Source organism: Caulobacter sp. P1_B12_2 (assembly GCF_056406675.1).
On sequence record NZ_JBFTZS010000002.1, the window covers coordinates 15,184 to 36,178 of the forward strand.

Sequence of the window (20,995 nt, forward strand, 5' to 3'; positions counted from 1 at the left end):
GCGTGGGAGAGACAGGCCAGGGCTCCTTTGCGGCGCCCTCGCACGTCATGCCCCAGATCACCGAAAGATCAGACTCTGGAACAGCTCCATCGCGACATCGAGCGCCTGAGCCATCTGCCCGAAACCTGGAAGGGACTTGATCCCACTTCCATCGCGGAAAGCGTGCTCGACACCTTGCTCGACATGCTCGCCCTGGATTTCGTGGGCCTGCGATTCAACGACACCACGCACGTCTTCCTGCGCGTGGCTCCAGCGTTCGGCGAGACATGCCAGCCTGAAGACATCCGCGCCGCCTTGGAAAGCGGATCCGCCATCGAGACGTCCGGGGCCAGGCAGACGATCGGCGGCGAGGCGATGTCGGTCGTCCAATGCCCGTTGGGCGGAAACGCCAGCATTGGTGTGATCCTGGCCGGCGCGCGCCGCGCCGCCTTCCCGGATCGGATGGAGCTTTCGAAGCTCAAGCTCGCCGCGTCACAGGCCGGCCTGGCGTGCCGCGAGATGCGTGAACTGAGCGACCGGCGGCCGCCCGCGGACTTTCGCGACAAGCCCCTTTCCGAGGCGGCCTTGGCGGAAAGCGAATGGCGGCTTCATCTGACCATCAACACCATCCCGACCATGGCCTGGTCGACGACGGCGGACGGACTGATCGACTTCTGTAATCAGAATTTCGTCGACTATGTCGGATGGACGGCCGAGGAGATCGGCGGCCAGGGCTTCTGGCCGATCTTCCACCCAGACGACACCGCTCACCTGCTGGCTTCGTGGCAGGAGATCATGGCCACCAAGCGTCCCCGCGATGTCGAGGGCCGCATCCGGCGCGCCGATGGCGAGTACCGCTGGTTCGTGCTGCGGCAGAACCCGCTGTTCGACGCGGATGGCAACGTCATCAAGTGGTACGGAGCGGGTACGGACATCGAGGATCGCAAGCGCGCCGAGACAGCGCTCAAGGAGACCCAGGCCGCCCTGCTAGCGAGCGAGCAGAACCTCAACCTGATCATCAATTCGCTGCCGGTCCTGGTCTGGTCCGCACGGCCCGACGGCAGCGCCGATTTCATCAATCAAAGCTGGCGTGAGTACGCCGGAGAACCGGCCGACAAGATCCTGGAATGGGGCTTCCTGGATCTCTATCACCCCGACGACGTGGCGGGCATGGTCGAGATCTGGACACGGGATCTGGCCCACAGCGACCAGACCTCGCTGAAGGGGCGCATCCGCGGCGCCGACGGCCAGTACCGCTGGTTCTATTTCGCGGGCCGTAAGCTCACCGACGCCAACGGCGTCGTGCGATGGTTCGGCTGCAACATCGACATCGAGGATCTGCAGCGGGCTGAGGACGCACTGCGGGCCAGCGAGGCGGCCCTGCGCGAGAGCGAGCGGGCGCTGAGCCTGATGCTCGACACTATCCCCGGCATGGCTTGGTCGACCACGGCCGAAGGCTACGCCGACATGTTCAACAAGCAGTTCATCGATTTTATCGGGCTGCCCGCTGAAGAGCTGGCGGGAACGGGGTTCCTGGCGCAGTTCCATCCCGACGACGTCGACCGAATGGTGGCCGAATGGCAGGTCATGATGGCCTCCAAGGCCGGCGGCGACATCGAGGGCCGGTCACGTCGGGCCGATGGCGAGTATCGCTGGCTGATCTGCCGCTGCAGCCCTTTGCTGAACGCCGACGGAGAGGTCGTACGCTGGTATGGCGTCAACCTAGACATTGAGGATCGCAAATGCGCCGAGGCCGCGGTGGTGGCGAGCGAGCGCAATGTCAGCCTTATCCTGGATTCGCTTCCGGTCCTGATCTGGTCCGCCCAAGCCGGCGGCAGCGCCGACTTCGTGAACCAGAGGTACTTGGACTTCGTCGGTCTTCCCGCCGAAGAGGTCCTGGACTTCGGCTTCGCCAACGTGATCCACCCCGACGACGTGGACAGCTTGATGGAGGCCTGGCTCCAGGCTCAAGACAAGGACACCTCGCTCGCACAGGCTCGGATCCGGCGGTTCGACGGAGAGTATCGATGGTTCTATTTCGCCGGCCAGAAGTTTGCCGACGCGAACGGAACCGTTCGGTGGTTCGGGGTCGATCTGGATATCGAGGACCTCAAGCGCACCGAGGAGGCCCTCAAGGCCAGCGAGGCGGCGCTACGGCAAAGCGAGCAGGCGCTAAGCCTTACGATCAGCACCATCCCCGCCATGGTCTGGTCGACAAGACCCGATGGCATGCTGGATTCGTGGAACCAACCCTTCCTGGATTTTGCGGGCGTCGCCTTCGAGGAGATCGAGGGCGAAGGCTACTATCGGCTTTTTCATCCCGAAGACGTGGAGCATCTGCGCTCCGTCTGGGACGAGATCGTCGTTTCAAAGCGGCCTAGGGAGGCGGAAGGCCGCATGAGGGGCCGCGATGGCGAATACAGGTGGTTCACACTTCGCCAAAGCCCGCTGTTGGACAACGATGGAAACGTTCTCAAATGGTACGGCATCGTTGTCGATATTGAGGACAGAAAGCGAGCAGAGGAGGCTTTGCGCGCCAGCGAGGCCGCGCTTCGGGGCAACGAGCGCCGGCTTGAGCACATCATCAATGCGGTCCCCGGCCTTGTCTGGTCGGCCGACGCGGACGGCGCCATCACGTTCCTGAGCCAGCAGTATCTCGATTACATCGGCCAGGGGGCCGAGCCGGCGCTGTCCGGCGGATGGATGAGCGCGATCCATCCCGAAGACGTCGCGGGACTGCTTGGCGCATGGGAGTCCGCCATGGCCCGGGGTGTCGCGAACGAGCACGAGGCACGCCTACGGAGGGCGGACGGCAGCTATCGCTGGATGCTCTTTCGAGCGAGCCCCTCCTTCGACGACGCAGGACAGCTCACCGAATGGTTTGGCGTCAATATCGACATCGAAGACAGGAAGGATGCGCAGGACGCGCTGCGCGACAGCGAGGCGGCGCTCCGCGACAGCGAGCGCCATCTGCAACAGATCCTCTCGTCGATCCCCGGCTTGACGTGGTCGTCCGAAGGGAACGGAGCTACGACATTCTGGAGCCAGCAGTACCTCGACTACGCGGGCGCGCAGCTCGAAGACGTCCTGGGTTATGGCTTCGCCAACTACATACATCCCGATGACCGAGACCCGATCATGGAGTTGTGGGGCCAGATCATCGCCGCTGGAACGCCTGGAGAAGCCGAGCTGCGCCTGCTGCGGGCGGACGGCCAATATCGCTGGTTCCTGATCCGGGCGTGCCCGTTCTTCGACAGCGCCGGCAACCTCACACAATGGTTCGGCGTCAATGTCGACATCGAAAACCGCAAACGGGCGGAGGAGAACCTCCGGCAAAGCCAGAATGAACTGGCCCATATGACGCGGATGACGACCATGGGTGAACTCGCGGTGTCGATCGCCCACGAGGTCAATCAGCCATTGATGGCGGTCGTCACCAATGCCGGGGCGTGCTTGCGCTGGCTGAACGCAGATGCGCCGGATCTCGCCATGGCGCGTCAGGCCGCCGAACGCATCGTGCGCGATGGGCATCGGGCGGGCGACATCATCACCAGCCTGCGTAATCTGGCGCGCAAATCCGCGCCGCGTTTGGACCGGGTGCGCCTGGACGAGGTCATTCCCGTAGTGCTTGACCTGCTGCAGGGCGAATTCAGGCGCCACGGCGTTGTCGCAAAAGCTCAGCTTGGCGATTTCGGCATCGCCATCCGAGGCGATAGCACCCAGTTGCAGCAGGTCGTGCTGAATCTGGTCATGAACGCCGTCGAGGCTATGGCTGCCGCAGCCGAGAGCCCGCGAAGCCTGACCGTGCGCGCCGAGATCCGCGACGGCGACGCGATGGTGACGGTCACGGACACAGGACCGGGTCTGGTGACCGATGACCCCGAACGCCTATTCGAGGCCTTCTTCAGCACCAAGGCCGAGGGGATCGGCATGGGACTTTCAATCTGCCGCTCGATCATCGAAGCCCACGGGGGCAGGATCTGGGCGTGCAACAACGGGTCGCGTGGCAGCGTGTTCAGTTTCACCCTGCCCTTGGCGGAAGGATACGGCGTTGATGTTTCCAACGGCTAAGGACGGCGAGGGCGAGCGCGTCGTCGCCGTCATCGACGACGATGAAAGCGTTCGCGAAGCCCTGCGCGGCCTCTTCCAATCCGTGGGGCTGGTGACCGAAATCTACGGGTCCGTGCAGGGGTTTCTGGATTCCGGCCAGATGGAACGGGCAGGTTGCATCGTTCTGGACATTCGGCTGCCGGGTCGCAGCGGTCTGGAGTTCCAGGAAGCTCTGGCCAGAAGCGGCGCACCCCAGTCGGTCGTACTGATCAGCGGCCATGTCGACGTCCAGATGGCGGTTCGGGCGATGAMGGCCGGCGCGGTGGACGTGCTGACCAAGCCAGTGCGCGAACAGGATCTTCTGGAGGCCGTGAACAGGGCCTTGGCCTCGGACCGGCAACGCCGGGAAGAGGCCAAGGGCGACCAGGTGCTCCGCGCCCGTCACCAGACCCTTTCCGAACGTGAGCGGCAGGTTTTCGCCTTGGTGGCGGCCGGCTTGCTGAACAAGCAGGTCGCCGACCGCGTCGCGATCACCGAAGCCACGGTGAAGCTTCACCGCAGCCAGGTCATGAAGAAAATGGGGGCAGAGTCCTTAGCCGATCTGGTGCGGATGGCCGATCGGCTGGCCAGGGCCGAGGCAAGCCCGCAGCTCTGAGCCCGTGGTCTCGCCGGCGAGGCCTCACGCCTCGTTCATGAAGCCGCGCAGCAGGGCGTTATACTGCCCCGGCTTCTCGTTCATCGTCAGGTGCGAGCATCCGGTCATCACCGCCAGGCGCGCCTTGCCAGCGATCCCGTCGCGAAGGGTCTCGTGGCAATCGAGAGTGATCTCGTCGAATTCGCCGGTGGTGATCAGCGTCTTCTGGGTGATCGCCTTGAGGTCTCTACGACGATCCCAGTCCTTGATCTTGCCGACGATGGTGAACTCGTTGGGACCGTTGAGCACGCGATAGGCCGGCGACTTCGAAAGCGCCTCCAGCGTCGCCAGCACCTCCCGGCTAGGCGGAACCCGCAGGACGAAGGTGTCGTAGAACTTCTGGACGAGCTCGGCATATTCGGGCGTGGCTGTCTTGCCCGCCTTTTCCAGGGCGTGGATCTTGTCGCTCCAGCCCTCAGGCATGGTGGCGAACAGTCGATCAAAACCAGCCATGACCTGCGGAATGCTGGCCATGGCGCCGCTCAGGATCAGGCGGTCGACGCCCCTGCCCCGCCCTTGGCAAAGATACTCGATGGCCAGCAACGCACCCCACGAGTGGCCGAGCAGAACCACCCGGTCCAGACCCAGGGCCGCGCGCACGGCGTCCAATTCATCGACCGAGCGCTGGATCGAGTAGACGCTATCGTCTCCCGGCGCGTCCGCCCGGCCGCAGCCCAATTGATCGTAAAAGATCACCGGACGTTCGTCGGCCAGGGCCTGTAGCGGCAGCAGATAATTGTGCGACGATCCGGGACCGCCGTGCAGCGTCAGCAACGGCGTCTTGCCGCCCGATCCGAACTTTCGCCAAAAGATCCTACCGCCGGGCACGGTGGCGTAGCCCTCGGTCTGGAGCGCGGCGGAGAAGGCGGCGGCCGAAGTCGCCATGGCGGCGCCCAACATTTTAGCGCCCGATCGCAAGGCGCGCCGACGGGTCCAGTTGCTGGTGGTCATGGTCGATACTCCGGAAGATGACTGAAGGGGCTCCCCGCGCCTGAACAGCGTCTAGCGCGTGCGCGCCGGCGCCACGAGAAAGCGAAATGAAGCTCAAGATTTCCAGGAAGGGGCCTGCCGTCCGCGCCGCCCGGGCGGCCGGCTAGGCCGACAATCGACTCCCGGCGGCTTGGCGCCGCCACCGTCCCGGTGTGCACCCCATGAGATTGCCGAACGTCCGCGTAAAGTGCGCCTGATCGGCAAAGCCGCAGGCCAAGGCTATCTCACAAAGCTTGCCGGCGCCGCCGACCAAGAGGCCGCGCGCGCGTTCGACGCGCCGAGCCGCCACGAATCTGGAGAATGTGACGCCAAAGGACTGGCGAAACCGTCTGGAGAAGTAGCCAGGGCTGAGACGAGCATGAGCCGCCGCCGCCCTCGGCGACATCGCGCCGTGCAGGTCCGCGTCGACATAGTCACGGACCCGTTTGACCTGCCATGGGAGCAGACCTGCCCAGCGCTCGTTTTGCGCGCTCGCCGGCGGGTCTTGCCTGATCTGCCGGCCACGGCCGTCGCCGAAGACATCCACGCCCGAATCGAGGCGCGCGCGGGCGGTTGGCATGAAAGTCATCAGGCCCGGAGGGCGCGCGGGCATGCTCGCTGGGCGCATTGTTGAAAGGCTTTGGGCATACTGCATGGGTCGTCTCCACCATGATGATTTCACCCGGCAGCCTAGGAGAGACGCGCAAAGTCGTGTCGTTAAGCGCAGTAAAGCCCCGTCAAGTTTGATATTCGGCGGCCTCGCTGCAGGTTTCGCCTCGACCATGCCAGTGAAGACGGTTCGACTTGGTCATGCTGTTCGACCCGTGGCTTAAGCCGTCGTCAAAAGCGGTACTGCATGATCGCCATCACGAAGTCGCCGTCGCGACCGCCGGCGGCCTTGAACGCAGCGGTGGCCAAGACGGCGGCGAGAGCGATCGCGATCGGGTTCATGACCGCTCGCCCCGGACGGCGTGAAGGACCGCCAGCACCGCCACCACGACAACACCCATCGCAAGGCTCCAGGCGCCGGCGACCAGCACCCCGACCGCGCCGCCCATGGCGCCGAGCGCGAAGGCGGCGACCGGCGGCCAGGTCTTGCGGATCCGCGCCTTCAGCGCCTCGTCCGGGCGGCCGCGGGCGATGGCGAGATCGACCAGGTCGATAGCGATCTGGGTGACGTTGCCGGTCATCATGGTGGTCGGCGCCAGATGGGCGAAGACGACACGCGCGCCGACGTTCTGCACCGCCATGGCGACCACCCCCGTCAATCCGGCCAGCATGACCGGCGGCGCGTTGGCGCTGGCGGCGGGCAGCGCCCACACGGTCAGCAGCATAAAGGCCAGCAGCAGAGCCGCCTGCAGGGCCAGGACCAGAACCTCGCAAGGCTGGCCTCGGGTGTTGCGCCAGCGGATCAGCGCATAGGTGGCGGCCACCGCGCCGATGAACACCGGCAGGGCCAGAAGCTTGGTGGCGAGCCCGCCGGCGTCGCCCGCCAGACCCACGCCCAGCATGACGATATTGCCGGTGGCGTGTGCGACGAACAGACCGAACAACAAAACGAAGCCGATCACGTCGACATAGCCCCCGACGAAGGCCATGCCCACACCGGTCAAACCGGCAAGGTGGGTCTCCTTGGTCAGGAACGGGCGCGGGCTCATGCGACACGCTCCTTCTCGATGAAAGCCGCCGCCAGCATGAAGCCGCCGATCAGGCCGATGTGCTCCAGGAAGGTGTTCAGGGCGTGGAAGCGCTCGGCCGGGTCTTCAACCGTCCAATAGGGATGGGCGATCAGGGTGGCCAAGCCGGTGAAGACGCCCAGGGCGCCGGCCGCTAGCCAGCCCAGCCGACCCAGGATCAGCAGAACCGAGCCGCCCAGCTGGACGATGATCGTCAAGGCCRCGACCAGACCGGCGGGCTTGAGGCCGAAATGGGCGGCCTCGCCCAGCGCATCGGGCAGATGGGTCAACTTGTAGAGGCCGGCGAACCAATAGGGCGTGGTGAGGACGGCGCGCGCGATGGGTCCAAAGGCCGGGCCGCGCAGCAGGGCGGCGATGGGTTGGGGCGTGGTCATGATCACACCGCCCAGCAGCCGCAGCCCATGGCGCCCCAGAACGAGCGCGCATCGGCGGCCGGGGCTTGCCGGGTATAGGCCGACGCGTGGTCGTGGCCGTGGACATTGCAGCCGCTGGCGCAGCCGCAGGCCGAGGCCAGGGCGCGGGCGTGACCGCGCGAGCGCTCCTGGTAGCCGCCGAAGGTGCGCACCGGCGACCAGTCGGGCATCGGCGGCGGCAGGCTGGGCGCCAGCTTGTCATACTCGCCCTGGCCATGGACCACCTTGCCGCCCAGCAGGGTCAGGACCGCCGACAGGTGCGGGATCTCCTCCTCGGGCACGGTCATGTAGTCGTCGGCCAGCACCGCCAAGTCCGCCAGTTGGCCAACGGCGATCTGGCCCTTCTTGCCTTCCTCGTTGGAGAACCAGGTGTTGGCCGTGGTCCACAGGCGCAAGGCCTCCTCGCGGTCCAGGCGGTTGGCCAGAGGATAGAGGCGCGTGCCGCCCACCGTCTTGCCGGTCACCAGCCAGTTCAAGGAGACCCAAGGATTATAGCTGGCCACGCGGGTGGCATCGGTGCCGGCCCCCACCGGGACGCCGGCCTTCAGCATCTTGTTGATCGGCGGCGTCGCCTCGGCGGCCTTGGCCCCATAGCGGTCGATGAAGTACTCGCCTTGGAAGGCCATGCGGTGCTGCACGGCGATGCCGCCGCCCAGGGCCGCGATGCGGTCAATGTTGCGGTCGCTGATGGTCTCGGCGTGGTCGAAGAACCAGTGCAGCCCGTCGAAGGGCATGTCCTTGTTGACCTTCTCGTAGACGTCCAGCGCCCGGTCGATGGTCTGGTCGTAGGTGGCGTGCAGCCGCCAGGGCCAACGGTTCTCGACCAGATGGCGGATCACCGGCTCCAGGTCTGTTTCCATATTGGCCGGCATCTCAGGCCGCTCGACGCGGAAGTCCTCGAAGTCCGCGGCGCTGTAGACCAGCATCTCGCCCGCGCCGTTGTGGCGGTACTTGTCGTCGCCCTGGCCCGGCTTGACCTGCTTGGACCACGACTGGAAGTCCGACAACTCGGCCTTCGGCTTCTGGGTGAACAGGTTGTAGCTGATGCGCAGGGTCAGCTGGTCGTCTGCATGCAGCTTTTCGACGATCTCGTAGTCGTCGGGATAGTTCTGGAAGCCGCCGCCGGCGTCGATCACGCCGGTCACGCCCAGGCGGTTCATCTCGCGCATGAAATGGCGGGTCGAGTTCAGCTGATACTCGGGCGGCAGCTTGGGGCCCTTGGCGAGGGTGGCGTAGAGAATCGTCGCATTGGGCTGGGCCAGCAGCAGGCCGGTGGGCTCGCCCGAAGCGTCGCGCTGGATCTCGCCGCCGGGCGGGTTGGGCGTGTCCTTGGTGTAGCCGACGGCCCGCAGGGCGGCGCGGTTCAGCAGGGCGCGGTCGTAGAGGTGGAGGATGAACACCGGCGTCTCGGGCGCGGCGGCGTTGATCTCGTCCAAGGTCGGCAGGCGCTTTTCCACGAACTGGTGCTCGGTGAAGCCGCCGACCACGCGCACCCACTGCGGTGGCGGCGTATTGGCGGCCTGCTTCTTCAGCATGGCCATGGCGTCGGCCAGGGTCGGCACGCCGTCCCAGCGTAGTTCCATGTTGTAGTTCAGCCCGCCGCGGATGATGTGCATGTGGCTGTCGATCAGCCCGGGGATCACGCGGCGACCCTTCAGGTCGATGATCGTCGGGTTCGGGCCGGCGGCGGCGCGGACCTCGCCCTCCTCGCCGACGGCGACGAACTTGCCATCCCGGACCAGGGCGGCGTCGGCACGCGGATTGCTACGATCAAGGGTCGTGAACTTGCCGTTGATGAGGAGCAGGTCGGACATGGGGCGCCTTTCAGCGAAAGCGGAACTGGAAAGAAAGGCCGCGCCGAGGGCGACGGCTTGGCGGCGATCGAGCGGGCTCATGCCTGGGTCTTCGGCGGTTGCGGTTCTGACCCGGCGGCTGCGACGCCTTGAGGACCCAGAACCCGACCCGCGCAGTCGGGGGTCTTGAGGTAGGCGACGACCGGCGCCTTGGTCACCAGTCGCTTGACGATCGGGACGACCTGCTCGCCCAGCAGCATGCCAAGCAGGCCCAGCAGCGCGATGGCCGGCGGCGCGGGCGAGCGAACATTGAGCAGGGAATAGATCACGCCTACGAGCAGCCCGGCGCCGAGCGAGAGGAGGTAGGGTTTCATGACGGGGCTCCAAAACGAGGGCGGCTTGGCGCCGCCCCCATCGCTATCGGGTCAGGCGGCGGCCGCGTCTTGTTCAGAAGCGTTGAACATCGTCTTGGCGTAGGTGATGCCAAGGCCGTAGGCGCCGCCCCGTTCGCGGGCGATCCCGGTGGTCAGGTCGTAGGTCTCGCCGCGCGCCCAGTCGCGCTGCAGCTCCAGCAGATATTGCAGCGACGTGATCGGCTGGGCGCCGGCCTGGATCATGCGCGAGACCGCGCGCTCATGCGCCTCGGTGGAGACATCGCCGCTGGCGTCGGTGATCACATAGACCTCGAAGCCCTGGTCCAGAGCCGAGAGCGCGGGGCCGACGATGCAGACCGAGGTCCACAGGCCGGCCAGGACGATCCGCGACTTGCCGATGGCGTTGACCTCGGCGATCACCGCCTCGTCCTCCCAGGTGTTCATCGACGTGCGATCCAGCAGGACCTTGCCGGGGAAAGGCGCGGTGACCTCCGAGAACATCGGCCCGGAGAAGCTCTTCTCGGCGACAGTGGTCAGGATGGTCGAAACGCCGAAACCGGCGGCGGCGCTTGCGACCAGACCGGCGTTGTTGCGCAGCTCCGTCGCCGAAATCGACTTGGTCGCGAAGGCCATCTGCGACTGGTAGTCGATCATGATCAGGGTGTGGTCGGCGGCGTTCAGCAGGCGAGCGCCCGGGGTCGCAGTGGCTTGGGTCATGGCTGGGTCCTTCGATGCTTGGAGGACCGCTCCCCGGCCGCCCCGTTGTTTTGACAAGGACACTTTGACCGCGAGGCATCGCCACATAAATGGAAAGTATCGAAATCTATCGTTTCTAAATTCTCACCCAATGAAGCGCCGCGGCAGCCACGAGACGGCTGAACCGTTCACAGCGCGGCGTTCTTTTTTTATCAGAATCTCAAGCCGCAGTCGGCTGCGCCACGTCGGTCCAAGGCACGCCCATCTCAAAGGGTGCATGCACGCGAGGAAAGCCGACGTCGCCCAAGTCGGCTTACAGCCGGCGGAGGTCGGTAGAGGGCGCGAAACGCCCTCTACCGCATTGTTTTAGGTCAGAGCGCCGCCGTCGACATTCAGGATCGTCCCGGTGATATGACGCGCGGCGGGCGAGGCCAGGAACGCGACCGCGGCGGCCACATCCTCAGGCTTGCCGTAGCGGCCAAGCGGCATCAGCGAGCGCTGGAAATCGGAGAACTCACCGTCGGCTGGGTTCATGTCGGTGTCGGTCGAGCCCGGTTGCACCAGGTTCACGGTGATGTCGCGCGGACCAAGTTCACGGGCGAGGCCCCGGTTGAACGACTGCAGCGCTGACTTGGTCATGTAATAGGCCGAGCCCGCATCGCCCACGATGCGGTCGGCGCCCGCCGAGCCGATGGTGATGACGCGACCGCCGGCCTTCAGGTGTGGAATCGCCGCCTGGGCCGCGAAGATCGGCGAGCGCACGTTCACCGCCAGCAAGGCGTCGACGTCCTCCTGGCTGATCTCGGCGAAGGGCGCGTACCGGGCGATGGCGGCGTTGTTGACCAGAATATCGAGACCGCCGAGCGCGGCGACCGCCGCTTCCACCGACTGCTTCACCGCCGCGACGTCGGCGCTGTCAGCCTTGATGGCGACGGCTTTGCGGCCCTTGGCCTCTATGCGCCTCACGACGTCCGCAGCCTTATCGGCGGCGCGTTCGTAGGTGATCGCGACGTCCGCCCCCTGTTCGGCCAGTTCCAGGGCGATTGCGGCCCCGATGCCTCGGGAAGCGCCCGTCACCAGGGCGCGCTTGCCAGCCAAATTCGTCATGTCGGTCCGGAGTCCATTTCTAGAGTGATCGATACACAAATAGTGGGAAGGTTGCCGGGCCGGTTCAAGGGACTTATCTAGCGATCGATGCAGAATTCAGGACGAGATCCGGAAAGCGGTGCAATGTCCGGGCGGGGGCGCGGTCGACCGCGTGCGTTCGACCGCGAGGCAGCGCTGGCGCAGGCGACGCGGCTGTTCTGGGAGAAGGGCTATGAGGCCACGTCCATCTCCGACCTGATCGCAGCGATGGGGATCGGTGCGCCCAGCCTTTACGCGGCGTTCGGCTCGAAGGAAGCGCTGTATGGCGCAGCGCTCGACTATTACCGTCGGACTTACGACGAGATGGGCTGGGGCGGGTTTCGGGCCGGCGCAACGGCGCGCGAGGCCGTGGCGGCGTGGCTGCTGGACTCCGCCGCCGCTTTGACCGGTTCGCTGTGCGACATGCCCCGGGGCTGCATGGTGACTTTGTCGATGGTCGGCGACGAAGACCACGCTGGTCTGGGCGAGACGGTTCGCGCGGCGCGCCTCGGCAGCCTTGAGCGGCTCAAGGCGCGATTGAGCCAAGGTGTCGCGGACGGCGAGCTTCAGGCCGGAACCGACGTTCACGCCCTCGCCCGCTTTGTTCAGACCGTCCAGAGCGGGATGTCGATCCTGGCGCGGGACGGAGCGACGCGGGAGGAGCTGGAGACCGTGGCCCGGGTCGCAATGCTGAGCTTCCCCGCGCGCGAAGACCAAAACTCGTAAGCGTCGATGGCGCGTAAGGCGCGACTAGCGCCATAAGCGGACTCTGGGCTAACGCCAGAAACACGACCTTCCGCCGGGCCCTATCATCAGCGGGACTCGGTTCAGGCAGCGCGGATATCAGTTTGCTCCCGGGCGAACCTTAAAGGTGCTGCGTCCAATGTTGCTCAGACACGATGGCGATGGGCCTTCCTTCATCGCGCCATTCACTGGCCTGAAGGATCTTGTTGCCGAAGGTCGAATGCTTCCAAGACTCGGTGGCATAGGCACCGACTACAAGCACTTCGGTCTTTCGGCTGAGACCACCGCTGAGACCTCCACGGTCAGCCACAGCTCGTTCACAAGCCTTCCGCTGGCCATAGATGAAGGTCCCGGTGAAACAATAGGTCCTGCCGGCGAAGGCTAGGGTTGGCGCGGGATCGCAGAGCGGTAGCGTCGACGACTTCAGGACTTCGCCGAGCTCGAAATCACGGCTGGAGAAGCTGTTGAGGGTCTCCAGCAGGCTGGCCCTTTCCTCCTCATCTACAACACCGTCAGCCAAAACCTCGTTGATCCGCTGGTATAGCGTGCGGATGAGCGGCTGCTGGCTTACCACGATATTGGCGGCCAGCCACTTCTGCAGGAACTCGACTTCAGCCTGGTTGATGTCGCCGTCCGCCGCTACACCGCGCGCCAGACCCACCAGTTCATCAATTTGCCGCGCCGTTATCCTGTCATCGCCCAGTTGGTTGAGCAAAGAGTCATCCATCGACAGTCTCCCCTCTATTGTTGCTTCTAGTGCGCGAAATGGTCCCGCACGTAGCTGGCGACCTGACCTAGCGGAATTTCCGGCGAAGACGCCCCGGCGCGCACGATCAGGCGCTCGGCGGCGGGGCCATTGCCTTCCGACAAGGTCAGATAGACCGGCGTCCGAGAGCGTTTGACGTCGACGCGACAGACGAGCTTGTCGCGCAGGATCGGGTAGCTGACCGACACGCAGCCAGCCCTGAAGCTCTCCGAGAAGCGATCCTTGATCAGGTTCGTCAGGTGCAGCTCAAAGCGATCACGAATGCCGCCAAAGCTGTTCAAGTCCGGGCCGAGCCCCTGCACGACACCATCATCGCGCACGCCGATCAACAGGGTTCCACCGCGATGGTTGCTGAAGGCGGCGATCGCCTTCATCGCCCCATCTTCCAGTTTCTTGTTCACCTGCTCCAACCGCAGGTCCCAGCGCAAGGTCTCCTTGAACTCCAGCCGCTCGCCCTCGCCCTCGGCAATCAAGCCCTCCAGGGCCGGTCTTTCCGGCTGGCGCTGTAGCTGAGGTGCGTTGGGGCCGGCCTCGATCAGCAGGTCGCGCCGGGCTAAAACCCCTCTGAGAAGCGCCTCTTCCAGTACGCCGCCTAGCACGTCACGGAGCTGGGCGCTGGTGGCCTTGAAACCGAACGCGCGCGCCACGGCCTGCACCGCCTGGTCCTCGGTGGCGCCGAAGTTTCGCGACACCACGTCGATCAGCGCCGTTTCGATCTCGCTCGGTGGCAGCATCTCGGGCCTACGCAAGCTCGGCGACATCGCCTCGCTGCGGTCACGCACCAGGACATCGGCGCCCGGCGCGGAGAAGAATTCCCCAGCCGATAGGATACGTCCCTGACGGGCCGAGGTCTCGACCGCGCGACGCACGGCGTCGCGGATCCGGCCGCCGGCACGACCGGCGCCCCAGGCGGTGCGGATTCGAACGACGATTTCGTCGAAATGGATTGGCCCCTCGGCTTGGACGACCGCCTCAGCAAGTTGCGACAGCACGCCTGTCGGCGTCTCGTGGATGTCGCTGAGAATGTGGGACGGGCGCGTCACCAGCGCTTCCGCATAGGGACGAGAGAGGGCGAGCTCCGCTTCCGCGACGCCCGCCAGACCCATTTCCGTGACGTCTTCCCGCTCGACGGAGACGATCTCGTAGGGCGCGAGACGCGCCGCGGCAGCGCCGTCCCGCGCCAGTTCCACCTTGGTGGCCTCGATCACGGCGATGGCGCGGTCGAGTTGCTCCTGCGGACGCTTGAACCAATCCCCGCTCCAGATGCGATGAACGACCCAGCCCTGATTTTCCAGAACGCTGCGACGCAAGCGGTCGCGATCCCGAGCCGAGCGCGCGCCGCGATAGGATGGTCCATCGCATTCGATGGCTAGAAGATAGCGGTCCGGATGATCGGGCGAGGCGACCGCGATGTCGACGAACAGGCCCGATACGCCCACGTCCTGGTGCACTTGGTAGCCGCGATCATGCAGCGCCTGGGCGACCTGGGCCTCGAACACCGAGTGCCGATCGCGACCGATGGACTCTGCAAGGGACATGCGGCCGGTGCGGGCGAAATGCATGAACAGTTTCAGCGCGAACACGCCCTTGCGGGTCGAGGCGAAGTCCGGATCGATGGCCTCGTCGGTCATGGACGCGAACACCTCGCATCGCCGCTTGGCCCGGCTGATCAGCACGTTGAGCCGGCGCTCGCCGCCCTCCTGTCCGACGGGTCCGAAGCGCATCGGCGGCTTGGCGCCGATGGCCGAAGGGCCATAACCGATCGAGATGAGAATCACGTCGCGCTCGTCGCCCTGGACGTTTTCCAGGTTCTTGACGAAGAAAGGCTCGGTCGGATGGAGCTGGAAGAATGCCTCCTCCGCGGGGGCCAGTTGTCGACGTAGCAACTCCAGCTGTTCCAGGATGGCCTTGCGCTGGCCGACCGAGAACGCGACCACGCCTAGGGATAGCTCCGGTGTGGTCTTGGCGTGATGGACGATGGCGCGGGCGACGGCCTTGGCCTCGGTCGGATTGGTGCGCGTCGTGCCGGTCTCGAACACCCCGTCCTGGATGTGATGAAAGCGCAAGCCCAGCCCAGATTGCGCCGTGAAGGGGCTGGGCACGATGACCAGTTTGTTCTCATAGAACTGACGGTTGGAAATGGCGATCAGCGACTCGTGACGGCTCCGGTAGTGCCAACGCAGCATGCGCATCGGCAGGCCGCGCGCCGTGAACAGGCCGAGGATGCTTTCGATGTCGGCGACCTTAGCGGCGCCGTCATCGTCGTCGCCATCGGTCTGACCGGTCATCTTGGAGAAGAAAGCGGTCGGCGGTAGTTGCTGCGGATCGCCCACCACGACCACCTGCCGGCATCGCGCGATAGCGCCCAGCGCGTCGATCGGCTGGATCTGACTGGCTTCGTCCATCACCAGGAGGTCGAAGGTCATCTCCCCAGGGGGCAGGAACTGCGCCACCGACAGCGGGCTCATCATGAACACCGGCTTCAGCCGCTGCACCACCGGTCCGGCCTTCTGCATCAGTTGGCGAATGGGCATGTGGCCCTTCTTCCGCGCCATCTCGCCCTTCAGGACGCCGAGTGGTCCTACGGCGCCGCCGACCAGCGGCGGGATCTTGCGGTGATGGGCGCGGGCCACCTGCATGGCGGCGGCGCGGATACGCTGCTGATCCAGATCAACGAACTCACGCACGCGACGGCCATGGGTCTCGCCGTCGAAGACGGCCAGTTCGGGTTCGGCCTCGAGCTGCTGCTCCAGGATGGCCTCGAAGAAGGCTTGCTCGAAGTCGTCATGCGCCGCGACGGGCGCCAGACGGCCATCGTGCAAACGCGCCACCGCGTCGCTCAAGCCCAGATCGGAGGCCTCCCGGGCGCGAGCGCGATAACTGACCCAGGAGGTCAGCGCTTCGCCACCATCGCGCCAGGCCGCCAAATGGGCAGCCAAGGTCGCGACCGGCGTGGCTGAAAGACGATCGGCGACGACGGCCGCCTCGGCGCCGGCCTTCAGGTCAGCCAGGATCGCCTGAACGTCGGCGATCCACTGCTCTCGCGTAAGCAAGGCGGCATCGACGTGCGCCGCCAGCCCCGCGCGATCCGCAATCCGCGACGCCAAGCCGCGGATATCTCCGTTCGCTTCCAGCCAAGACGCCGCCTCCGACAGCGCAGTCCAGTCCGATTCCAGGTCTCGCCAGGCCGATCCGAAGGCCGCTCGCCCCTGCGACGCGCAGGCGTTCAACGCCGCGCTGCGGGCCTGACCTTTGGCGAGATCGTTGAGCGTCTGCCGACGAATGGCCAATGAAGGCTCGACCTGCAGGCTCAGCGCCGCCACGGCGCGATGCGCGCTGGCCATAACAGCGCTGGCGTCCGCTAAGGCCGATAGCCTAGCCGTACCCGGCTCTTCGGCCGTGCCGAAGAGCGCTTGGCGACCGCTGCCCAGATCGTCCCAGAAGATGTTGATCTGTGGCCGGAGGGCTTCGAGTTCGCGGGTCAGGGTGAGGGTCAGATCGGCGATCCGCCGCCGGTCCGGCCGGGAGCCGACAATGAGCCGGGGCTCCGCGCCAAGGCCACGCAGACTGCGCATCCATTCCACAAGCGCCAGCAGCGGCGCCGAAACGGAGCGTTCGCCACGCCAGTCACTGGCGAAGGCGCTGCGGCCGAAATCTGCATCGTCACCAATGAGTTTCATCGCGGCCTGACCTCGACCCAAGGTGTCCAGCAAGGTCAATCGACGTGCCAACGGCGTCTTGGGATCGGCCAGGAAAGAGCGCACCAGCCGATCGGCTGCGCGCCAGTCGCCATTGAACAGCCGCAGGAAGGACGCGCCATGGGCGGCGAGCACGCCGCGCGCCGAGGACAGGTCCGCGGCCCAGGCCGCCTCACTCAAGGCCGCGCCGATCTCGTGGCGGGCCTCTTCCAGACCCTTGACCGCGGCGGCGAGGTCGGCCGCTCTCTCGACGCCATTGTCCCAGAGATCCTGGGCGAAGGCGGCCGGATCGGCGTCGGGCGCCGAGGCCACCCGCTCAGCGACCTGGGCCAGGCTCGCCAGGGCCTTGAGGTCTGTCGGCGACGTGTCTCGGCCTAGCGCTTCGGCGAGGCGACGTCCCTGTTCCAGCAGCGACGGCACGCGCTCGGCGATGTCGCCCGCGCGGTCGAAGGCCGCAATCGGGGTCGCCGGGTCGAGCGGCGCGAGGCCGGATCGCAGCGTCTCCAGATCAGCCGACCAGGCCGCTTCCGAGAACACCGAAGCCAGCTGCGTGCGTAGCGCCGCGTAGTCGGCGCCCGCGACGAGAATTTCGCGCACGACTTCGGGCGTCGTCCAGATGTCTGCCGCCAGAGCCTCGGCGTCGAGGTGGGGTGCCTCGGCAAGGCGACGCGCCAGAACCGCCAACGGTTCGAGTCCGGCCAAGGCCTCAGGTTCGGGCGCCTCCAGTATTCTCGCGCTCTGGGCGTGGTCTTCCCGCATCGCGGCCAACTGCGTGCACAAGGTCGCCAGCCGCTGCTCCAAGCGCGCGACATCGGTCGGCATGGCGCGATCCAGTTCCACACCCCGCCAGAGGTGTTGGCCCGGCGCGCCGAGATCGAGGACGCGCTCGGCCAGCTCGATCAGCAGCATCGAGCGTTGATCGAACGCCGGCTTGGTCCAGCGTCCCACGCCGTCGAGGCGCAGATAGCCCGGCTTGACGCCCGCTTGTCGCAAGCGGACCAGATGGCCGACAACGTCATAGGGCGTGTGCAGCGCGGCACCCAAGGGCGCGTGAAGGCGCTCGGCGTGGATGTTCAGATGATCGCGGGCGTCCGTCAGGCGCGCATTCAGCGCGTCCAGGTTCTCAGTCTTCGGCGCGCCGAGCTCCCAGGTCCGGCGCAACTCCTCCAGCACGGCCCGTTTGTTGGCCTTGTTGCTGTGCAGTTCCAGACAGGCGTCGCCGACGCCCGTGGAGTCCAGCCGGCGCTTGACGACCTCAAGCGCCGCCATCTTCTCGGCCACGAACAGCACGGTCTTGCCGTCGGCGATCGCCGAGGCGATCACATTGGCGATGGTCTGCGACTTTCCGGTGCCCGGCGGGCCCTGGATGACCAGGTCAYGGCCCCGCCGCACCTCCTCGACCGCCAGGGTCTGGGAGCTGTCGCTGTCGACGATGTGGACCATGTCGGACGGCGAGATATGGGCGTCGATCGACTCGTCTTCCGACAGCAGCGGCTCGCCCTCGGGAAAGCCCTCGGACATCAGCGGCCGGATCAGCCGATGGTCGGCCAGCTTGGCGTCCGCCGGCCAGGTCTGCGGGTCCAGATCGCGATACATCAGGAACTTGGCGAAGGAGAAGAAGCCCAGGACGATGTCGTCCGGATCGACCGCCCAGCCGGGCTTGGACGAGACCGCCTCGGCGACCGCCGCCGCATAGGCGGAGGGATCAAAGTCCTCACCAGCCTCGAAGGTGGGGAGCTTCAGGCCGTGGAGGCGCTCCAGATAGGCCTCGAGCGAGAGGTTGGCCGCGAAGTCCTCCTGCCGTGCGCGCAGCTTGAACTTTTCCGCCGCATTGCCGCGTTCCAGTTCGACCGGAACCAGGATCAACGGCGCGTAACGCACTACGGTGGCGTTGTTAGGATCGATCCACTTCAGCGTACCGATGGCTAGGAACAGAATGTTGACGCCCTGCTCCTCCTCCAGGGTCCTGGCGTCGTAATACAGATCGAGAAGCTTCTTCTGCAGGCCGGCGGGCGTCAGGCGAGTCTGCAGGCGCGTGTCTGCATGGCGATTGGCCACGCCCCGCGCGTCCACGCCGTCATCCTCGGGCTGGGCCAACTCCGCGATCTCGATCTCGTCGTCATCGACGTCGATTGCCGCGCCCTTGCCTGGCAGGAAGGTGAAGGCCTTGCTGCCGCCAACCAACAGCCGGAAGACCTCAGGCCCACGCTCGTCGATGATCTCGAGCGTTTTGGCGCTTTTGGCGGAACGGGGGATATTGAGGAGCCGATTACGAGCGGAGAGGTCGAGAAGTTCCGTCCTCGCCCGTTCTAGCTTCGTGTCGAGTGGCAGGTCGCTCTCGAAAACTGAACGCGGTTCACCAGCGTCAGTTGTGATCGTGTCGGTCATTTTCGCCCCCGTTGAGTTCAATCTACGGGGGGTGGGAACTTCGTCTAGGAATATCTCGCGGGGTCATCGACATCTGCGCCGTGGCGAGCCGGATCTTTTGCCCTGCGGGGCCCTCTCTATCACGTCTCGGCTCTCGTTCGATGCGGCGCCAATAGCAGACGTTGGCTTCGCTTCAGATTCCGGACGTTGAATCGACAGAGTCAAATGGGATGCGCCCCCGCATCAGACATGTTGTCTGCGCGACTAGCATCGGCGTTGACGGACGCGTCCCTGATCGTCCACCTAAGGCGCCTGAGGGACCATCGTTATACGGCCAGGAGGGGCGATGCGGTTTCGTGGATTTTGGGCTCCGTTGCTGATGGCCCTGGGGCTGGCCCTGACGGCCGGCGAGGCCGCCTCGCAGACGTCGCGAGACAAGGTTCTCTACCTGGCCTGCTATATGTTCACCCCCGGCGGCGACGGAACAGCCATCGCTTTCATTCCCCACACGACGACGGCCGGCGTGCTGGGCCGCATATATCCGGAAAGCAGGCTGACCGATTCGGGCGTCATCGCCGCCCGCGGCTATCGCACCTCACGATGCGCGTCGTTCGACACGGCCGAACAGGCCGAGGCCTGGTACCGGGCGAGCGGCTATCTTATCCTCAACAAGTTCGGCTACCCCAAGGGCTTTTGGCCGGATGCGCCGGCTCCAGCGCCGCCGTCGGGCGATATCGCGGGCATGGGCGCCGCCAAGGGGTCGGCGAAGACCGCCCCGCCGCCGACCGCGCCTTCCAAGGCGCCCGCGCAGATCAGCAAGCCCGCCCTGACGATCAAGACCGACACCAGCCTGCGCGACGCCGGCAAGGTCTGGGACGAGCAGGTGAAGAAGACCCTGGCCGAGGAGGCCAAAAAGAAGGTCGAAACCGCCGCCAAGACCGCTCAGGCCAACGCCAAGGCCAAGGCCGATGCGGAGGCCTTCTTCAAGGAGCGTCGCAAGCAGGGGCGCGCCCAATGAGCCGTCTCGTCTTCTTCGCGGCCGCCGCAACCGCCACCATCGCCGTCGCGAGCGCCGCCCAGGCCCAGGTCCTGACCGTCGCCCTGAAACCGATGGCCGCAGCGCCCGTGGAGCAGCAGGCGACCACGGTGCTGAAGGGCGGCGCGATCTGCATCAAGCAAGCCCTCACGACGGGCTCCGAGACGCGCCGCGCCTTCACGACCGGCGACAGCGACACGCGCCTGCGCGAGGAGCTGACAAAGACTGGAGTGGTGGTGAGTTCGTCCGGCTCGGCATCCGTCGAGGTGTCTGGGGTCGCTCGCGTGTCGCTGGTGGATGTCTGCCTGCCCATGATCGGCTTCGCCAACACCGACACCATCAGCGGCCAAGTCGAGGTCGCGGTGGAATGGACACTGACCGACCGTGCGACCGGGGCCGAGATCGGGCGGCTATCCACCCGCGAGACCGTGGAGCGCAAGGGCGCTTCGGGCGGGCTAGCCGGCATGGTCGCCGAAGCCTTCGCCGCCAACGCCCGGACGCTGGCGGCCAACCCGGCGCTGCGGGCGGCGGCGGCCCGGCCGCCGCTGGCGACGGCGAAGCTCGATGCGGTTGAGCCGCGCGACCCTGCCGGGT

General features: G+C 65.9%; 15 protein-coding genes. 5 read left to right on the plus strand and 10 right to left on the minus strand.

Going from position 1 to position 20,995, the window contains the following annotated elements:
* Positions 1 to 162 precede the first annotated feature (162 nt).
* Positions 163 to 4,050 (plus strand): PAS domain S-box protein, encoded by a 3,888-nt coding sequence (locus AC1DZ6_RS00245; RefSeq protein WP_477095186.1) that lies wholly within the window; start codon positions 163 to 165, stop codon positions 4,048 to 4,050.
* Entirely contained in the window at positions 4,034 to 4,684 is a 651-nt protein-coding gene (locus AC1DZ6_RS00250; protein WP_477095187.1) for a response regulator transcription factor, read from the plus strand. The genes AC1DZ6_RS00245 and AC1DZ6_RS00250 overlap by 17 nt, the downstream gene beginning before the upstream one ends.
* A 24-nt stretch (positions 4,685 to 4,708) precedes the next feature.
* Here the strand turns inward: AC1DZ6_RS00250 and AC1DZ6_RS00255 are convergent, their stop codons facing one another.
* The 8 genes from AC1DZ6_RS00255 to AC1DZ6_RS00290 form a co-directional block, all read right to left on the minus strand.
* Positions 4,709 to 5,674, minus strand: coding sequence for a proline iminopeptidase-family hydrolase (locus tag AC1DZ6_RS00255; RefSeq protein WP_477095188.1), 966 nt, complete (start codon positions 5,672 to 5,674; stop codon positions 4,709 to 4,711).
* Between the two features lie 142 nt (positions 5,675 to 5,816).
* Complete coding sequence (locus AC1DZ6_RS00260; protein ID WP_477095189.1) at positions 5,817 to 6,347, minus strand: helix-turn-helix domain-containing protein; 531 nt, start codon at positions 6,345 to 6,347, stop codon at positions 5,817 to 5,819.
* Between the two features lie 292 nt (positions 6,348 to 6,639).
* On the minus strand, positions 6,640 to 7,350 hold the full coding sequence (locus tag AC1DZ6_RS00265) for a YoaK family protein (protein WP_477031555.1): 711 nt from the start codon (positions 7,348 to 7,350) through the stop codon (positions 6,640 to 6,642).
* Positions 7,347 to 7,763, minus strand: a complete 417-nt coding sequence (locus AC1DZ6_RS00270) for a DoxX family protein (protein WP_477095190.1) — start codon at positions 7,761 to 7,763, stop codon at positions 7,347 to 7,349. The genes AC1DZ6_RS00265 and AC1DZ6_RS00270 overlap by 4 nt, the downstream gene beginning before the upstream one ends.
* Positions 7,764 to 7,765: 2 nt before the next feature.
* Positions 7,766 to 9,616 (minus strand): amidohydrolase, encoded by a 1,851-nt coding sequence (locus AC1DZ6_RS00275; protein ID WP_477095191.1) that lies wholly within the window; start codon positions 9,614 to 9,616, stop codon positions 7,766 to 7,768.
* A 77-nt stretch (positions 9,617 to 9,693) separates the two neighbouring features.
* Positions 9,694 to 9,969: a DUF1427 family protein gene (locus AC1DZ6_RS00280; protein ID WP_477095192.1), complete on the minus strand. Its 276-nt coding sequence runs from the start codon at positions 9,967 to 9,969 to the stop codon at positions 9,694 to 9,696.
* 51 nt (positions 9,970 to 10,020) lie between these two features.
* On the minus strand, positions 10,021 to 10,686 hold the full coding sequence (locus tag AC1DZ6_RS00285; RefSeq protein WP_477031551.1) for a hydrolase: 666 nt from the start codon (positions 10,684 to 10,686) through the stop codon (positions 10,021 to 10,023).
* 345 nt (positions 10,687 to 11,031) lie between these two features.
* On the minus strand, positions 11,032 to 11,811 hold the full coding sequence (locus AC1DZ6_RS00290) for an SDR family NAD(P)-dependent oxidoreductase (protein WP_477095193.1): 780 nt from the start codon (positions 11,809 to 11,811) through the stop codon (positions 11,032 to 11,034).
* Positions 11,812 to 11,859: 48 nt separating this feature from the next.
* On the opposite strand from AC1DZ6_RS00290, the gene AC1DZ6_RS00295 reads away from it, so the two are divergent.
* Complete coding sequence (locus tag AC1DZ6_RS00295; RefSeq protein ID WP_477031549.1) at positions 11,860 to 12,516, plus strand: TetR/AcrR family transcriptional regulator; 657 nt, start codon at positions 11,860 to 11,862, stop codon at positions 12,514 to 12,516.
* 139 nt (positions 12,517 to 12,655) lie between these two features.
* Here the strand turns inward: AC1DZ6_RS00295 and AC1DZ6_RS00300 are convergent, their stop codons facing one another.
* Positions 12,656 to 13,261, minus strand: a complete 606-nt coding sequence (locus AC1DZ6_RS00300; protein WP_477095194.1) for a BRCT domain-containing protein — start codon at positions 13,259 to 13,261, stop codon at positions 12,656 to 12,658.
* 26 nt (positions 13,262 to 13,287) lie between these two features.
* A complete protein-coding gene (locus AC1DZ6_RS00305) occupies positions 13,288 to 19,386 on the minus strand; it encodes a DUF3320 domain-containing protein (protein WP_477095195.1) in 6,099 nt (2,032 codons plus the stop codon).
* Between the two features lie 352 nt (positions 19,387 to 19,738).
* Between AC1DZ6_RS00305 and AC1DZ6_RS00310 the strand changes: the two genes are divergently transcribed.
* Both AC1DZ6_RS00310 and AC1DZ6_RS00315 read left to right on the plus strand, forming a co-directional pair.
* Positions 19,739 to 20,383 carry a hypothetical protein gene (locus tag AC1DZ6_RS00310; RefSeq protein WP_477095196.1) on the plus strand — a complete coding sequence of 215 codons (645 nt, stop codon included), beginning with the start codon at positions 19,739 to 19,741 and terminating at the stop codon, positions 20,381 to 20,383.
* A partial coding sequence (locus tag AC1DZ6_RS00315) for a hypothetical protein (protein ID WP_477095197.1) occupies positions 20,380 to 20,995 on the plus strand: 616 nt, incomplete at its 3' end. The genes AC1DZ6_RS00310 and AC1DZ6_RS00315, both read left to right, overlap by 4 nt.

Excerpts from the sequence above, each read along its gene's own strand:
- AC1DZ6_RS00255 (WP_477095188.1), bottom strand. The coding sequence starts at position 5,674 with ATGACCACCAGCAACTGGACCCGTCGGCGCGCCTTGCGATCGGGCGCT.
- AC1DZ6_RS00280 (WP_477095192.1), bottom strand. The coding sequence starts at position 9,969 with ATGAAACCCTACCTCCTCTCGCTCGGCGCCGGGCTGCTCGTAGGCGTG.
- AC1DZ6_RS00260 (WP_477095189.1), bottom strand. The coding sequence starts at position 6,347 with ATGCAGTATGCCCAAAGCCTTTCAACAATGCGCCCAGCGAGCATGCCC.
- AC1DZ6_RS00300 (WP_477095194.1), bottom strand. The coding sequence starts at position 13,261 with ATGGATGACTCTTTGCTCAACCAACTGGGCGATGACAGGATAACGGCG.
- AC1DZ6_RS00285 (WP_477031551.1), bottom strand. The coding sequence starts at position 10,686 with ATGACCCAAGCCACTGCGACCCCGGGCGCTCGCCTGCTGAACGCCGCC.
- AC1DZ6_RS00275 (WP_477095191.1), bottom strand. The coding sequence starts at position 9,616 with ATGTCCGACCTGCTCCTCATCAACGGCAAGTTCACGACCCTTGATCGT.
- AC1DZ6_RS00295 (WP_477031549.1), top strand. The coding sequence starts at position 11,860 with ATGCAGAATTCAGGACGAGATCCGGAAAGCGGTGCAATGTCCGGGCGG.
- AC1DZ6_RS00265 (WP_477031555.1), bottom strand. The coding sequence starts at position 7,350 with ATGAGCCCGCGCCCGTTCCTGACCAAGGAGACCCACCTTGCCGGTTTG.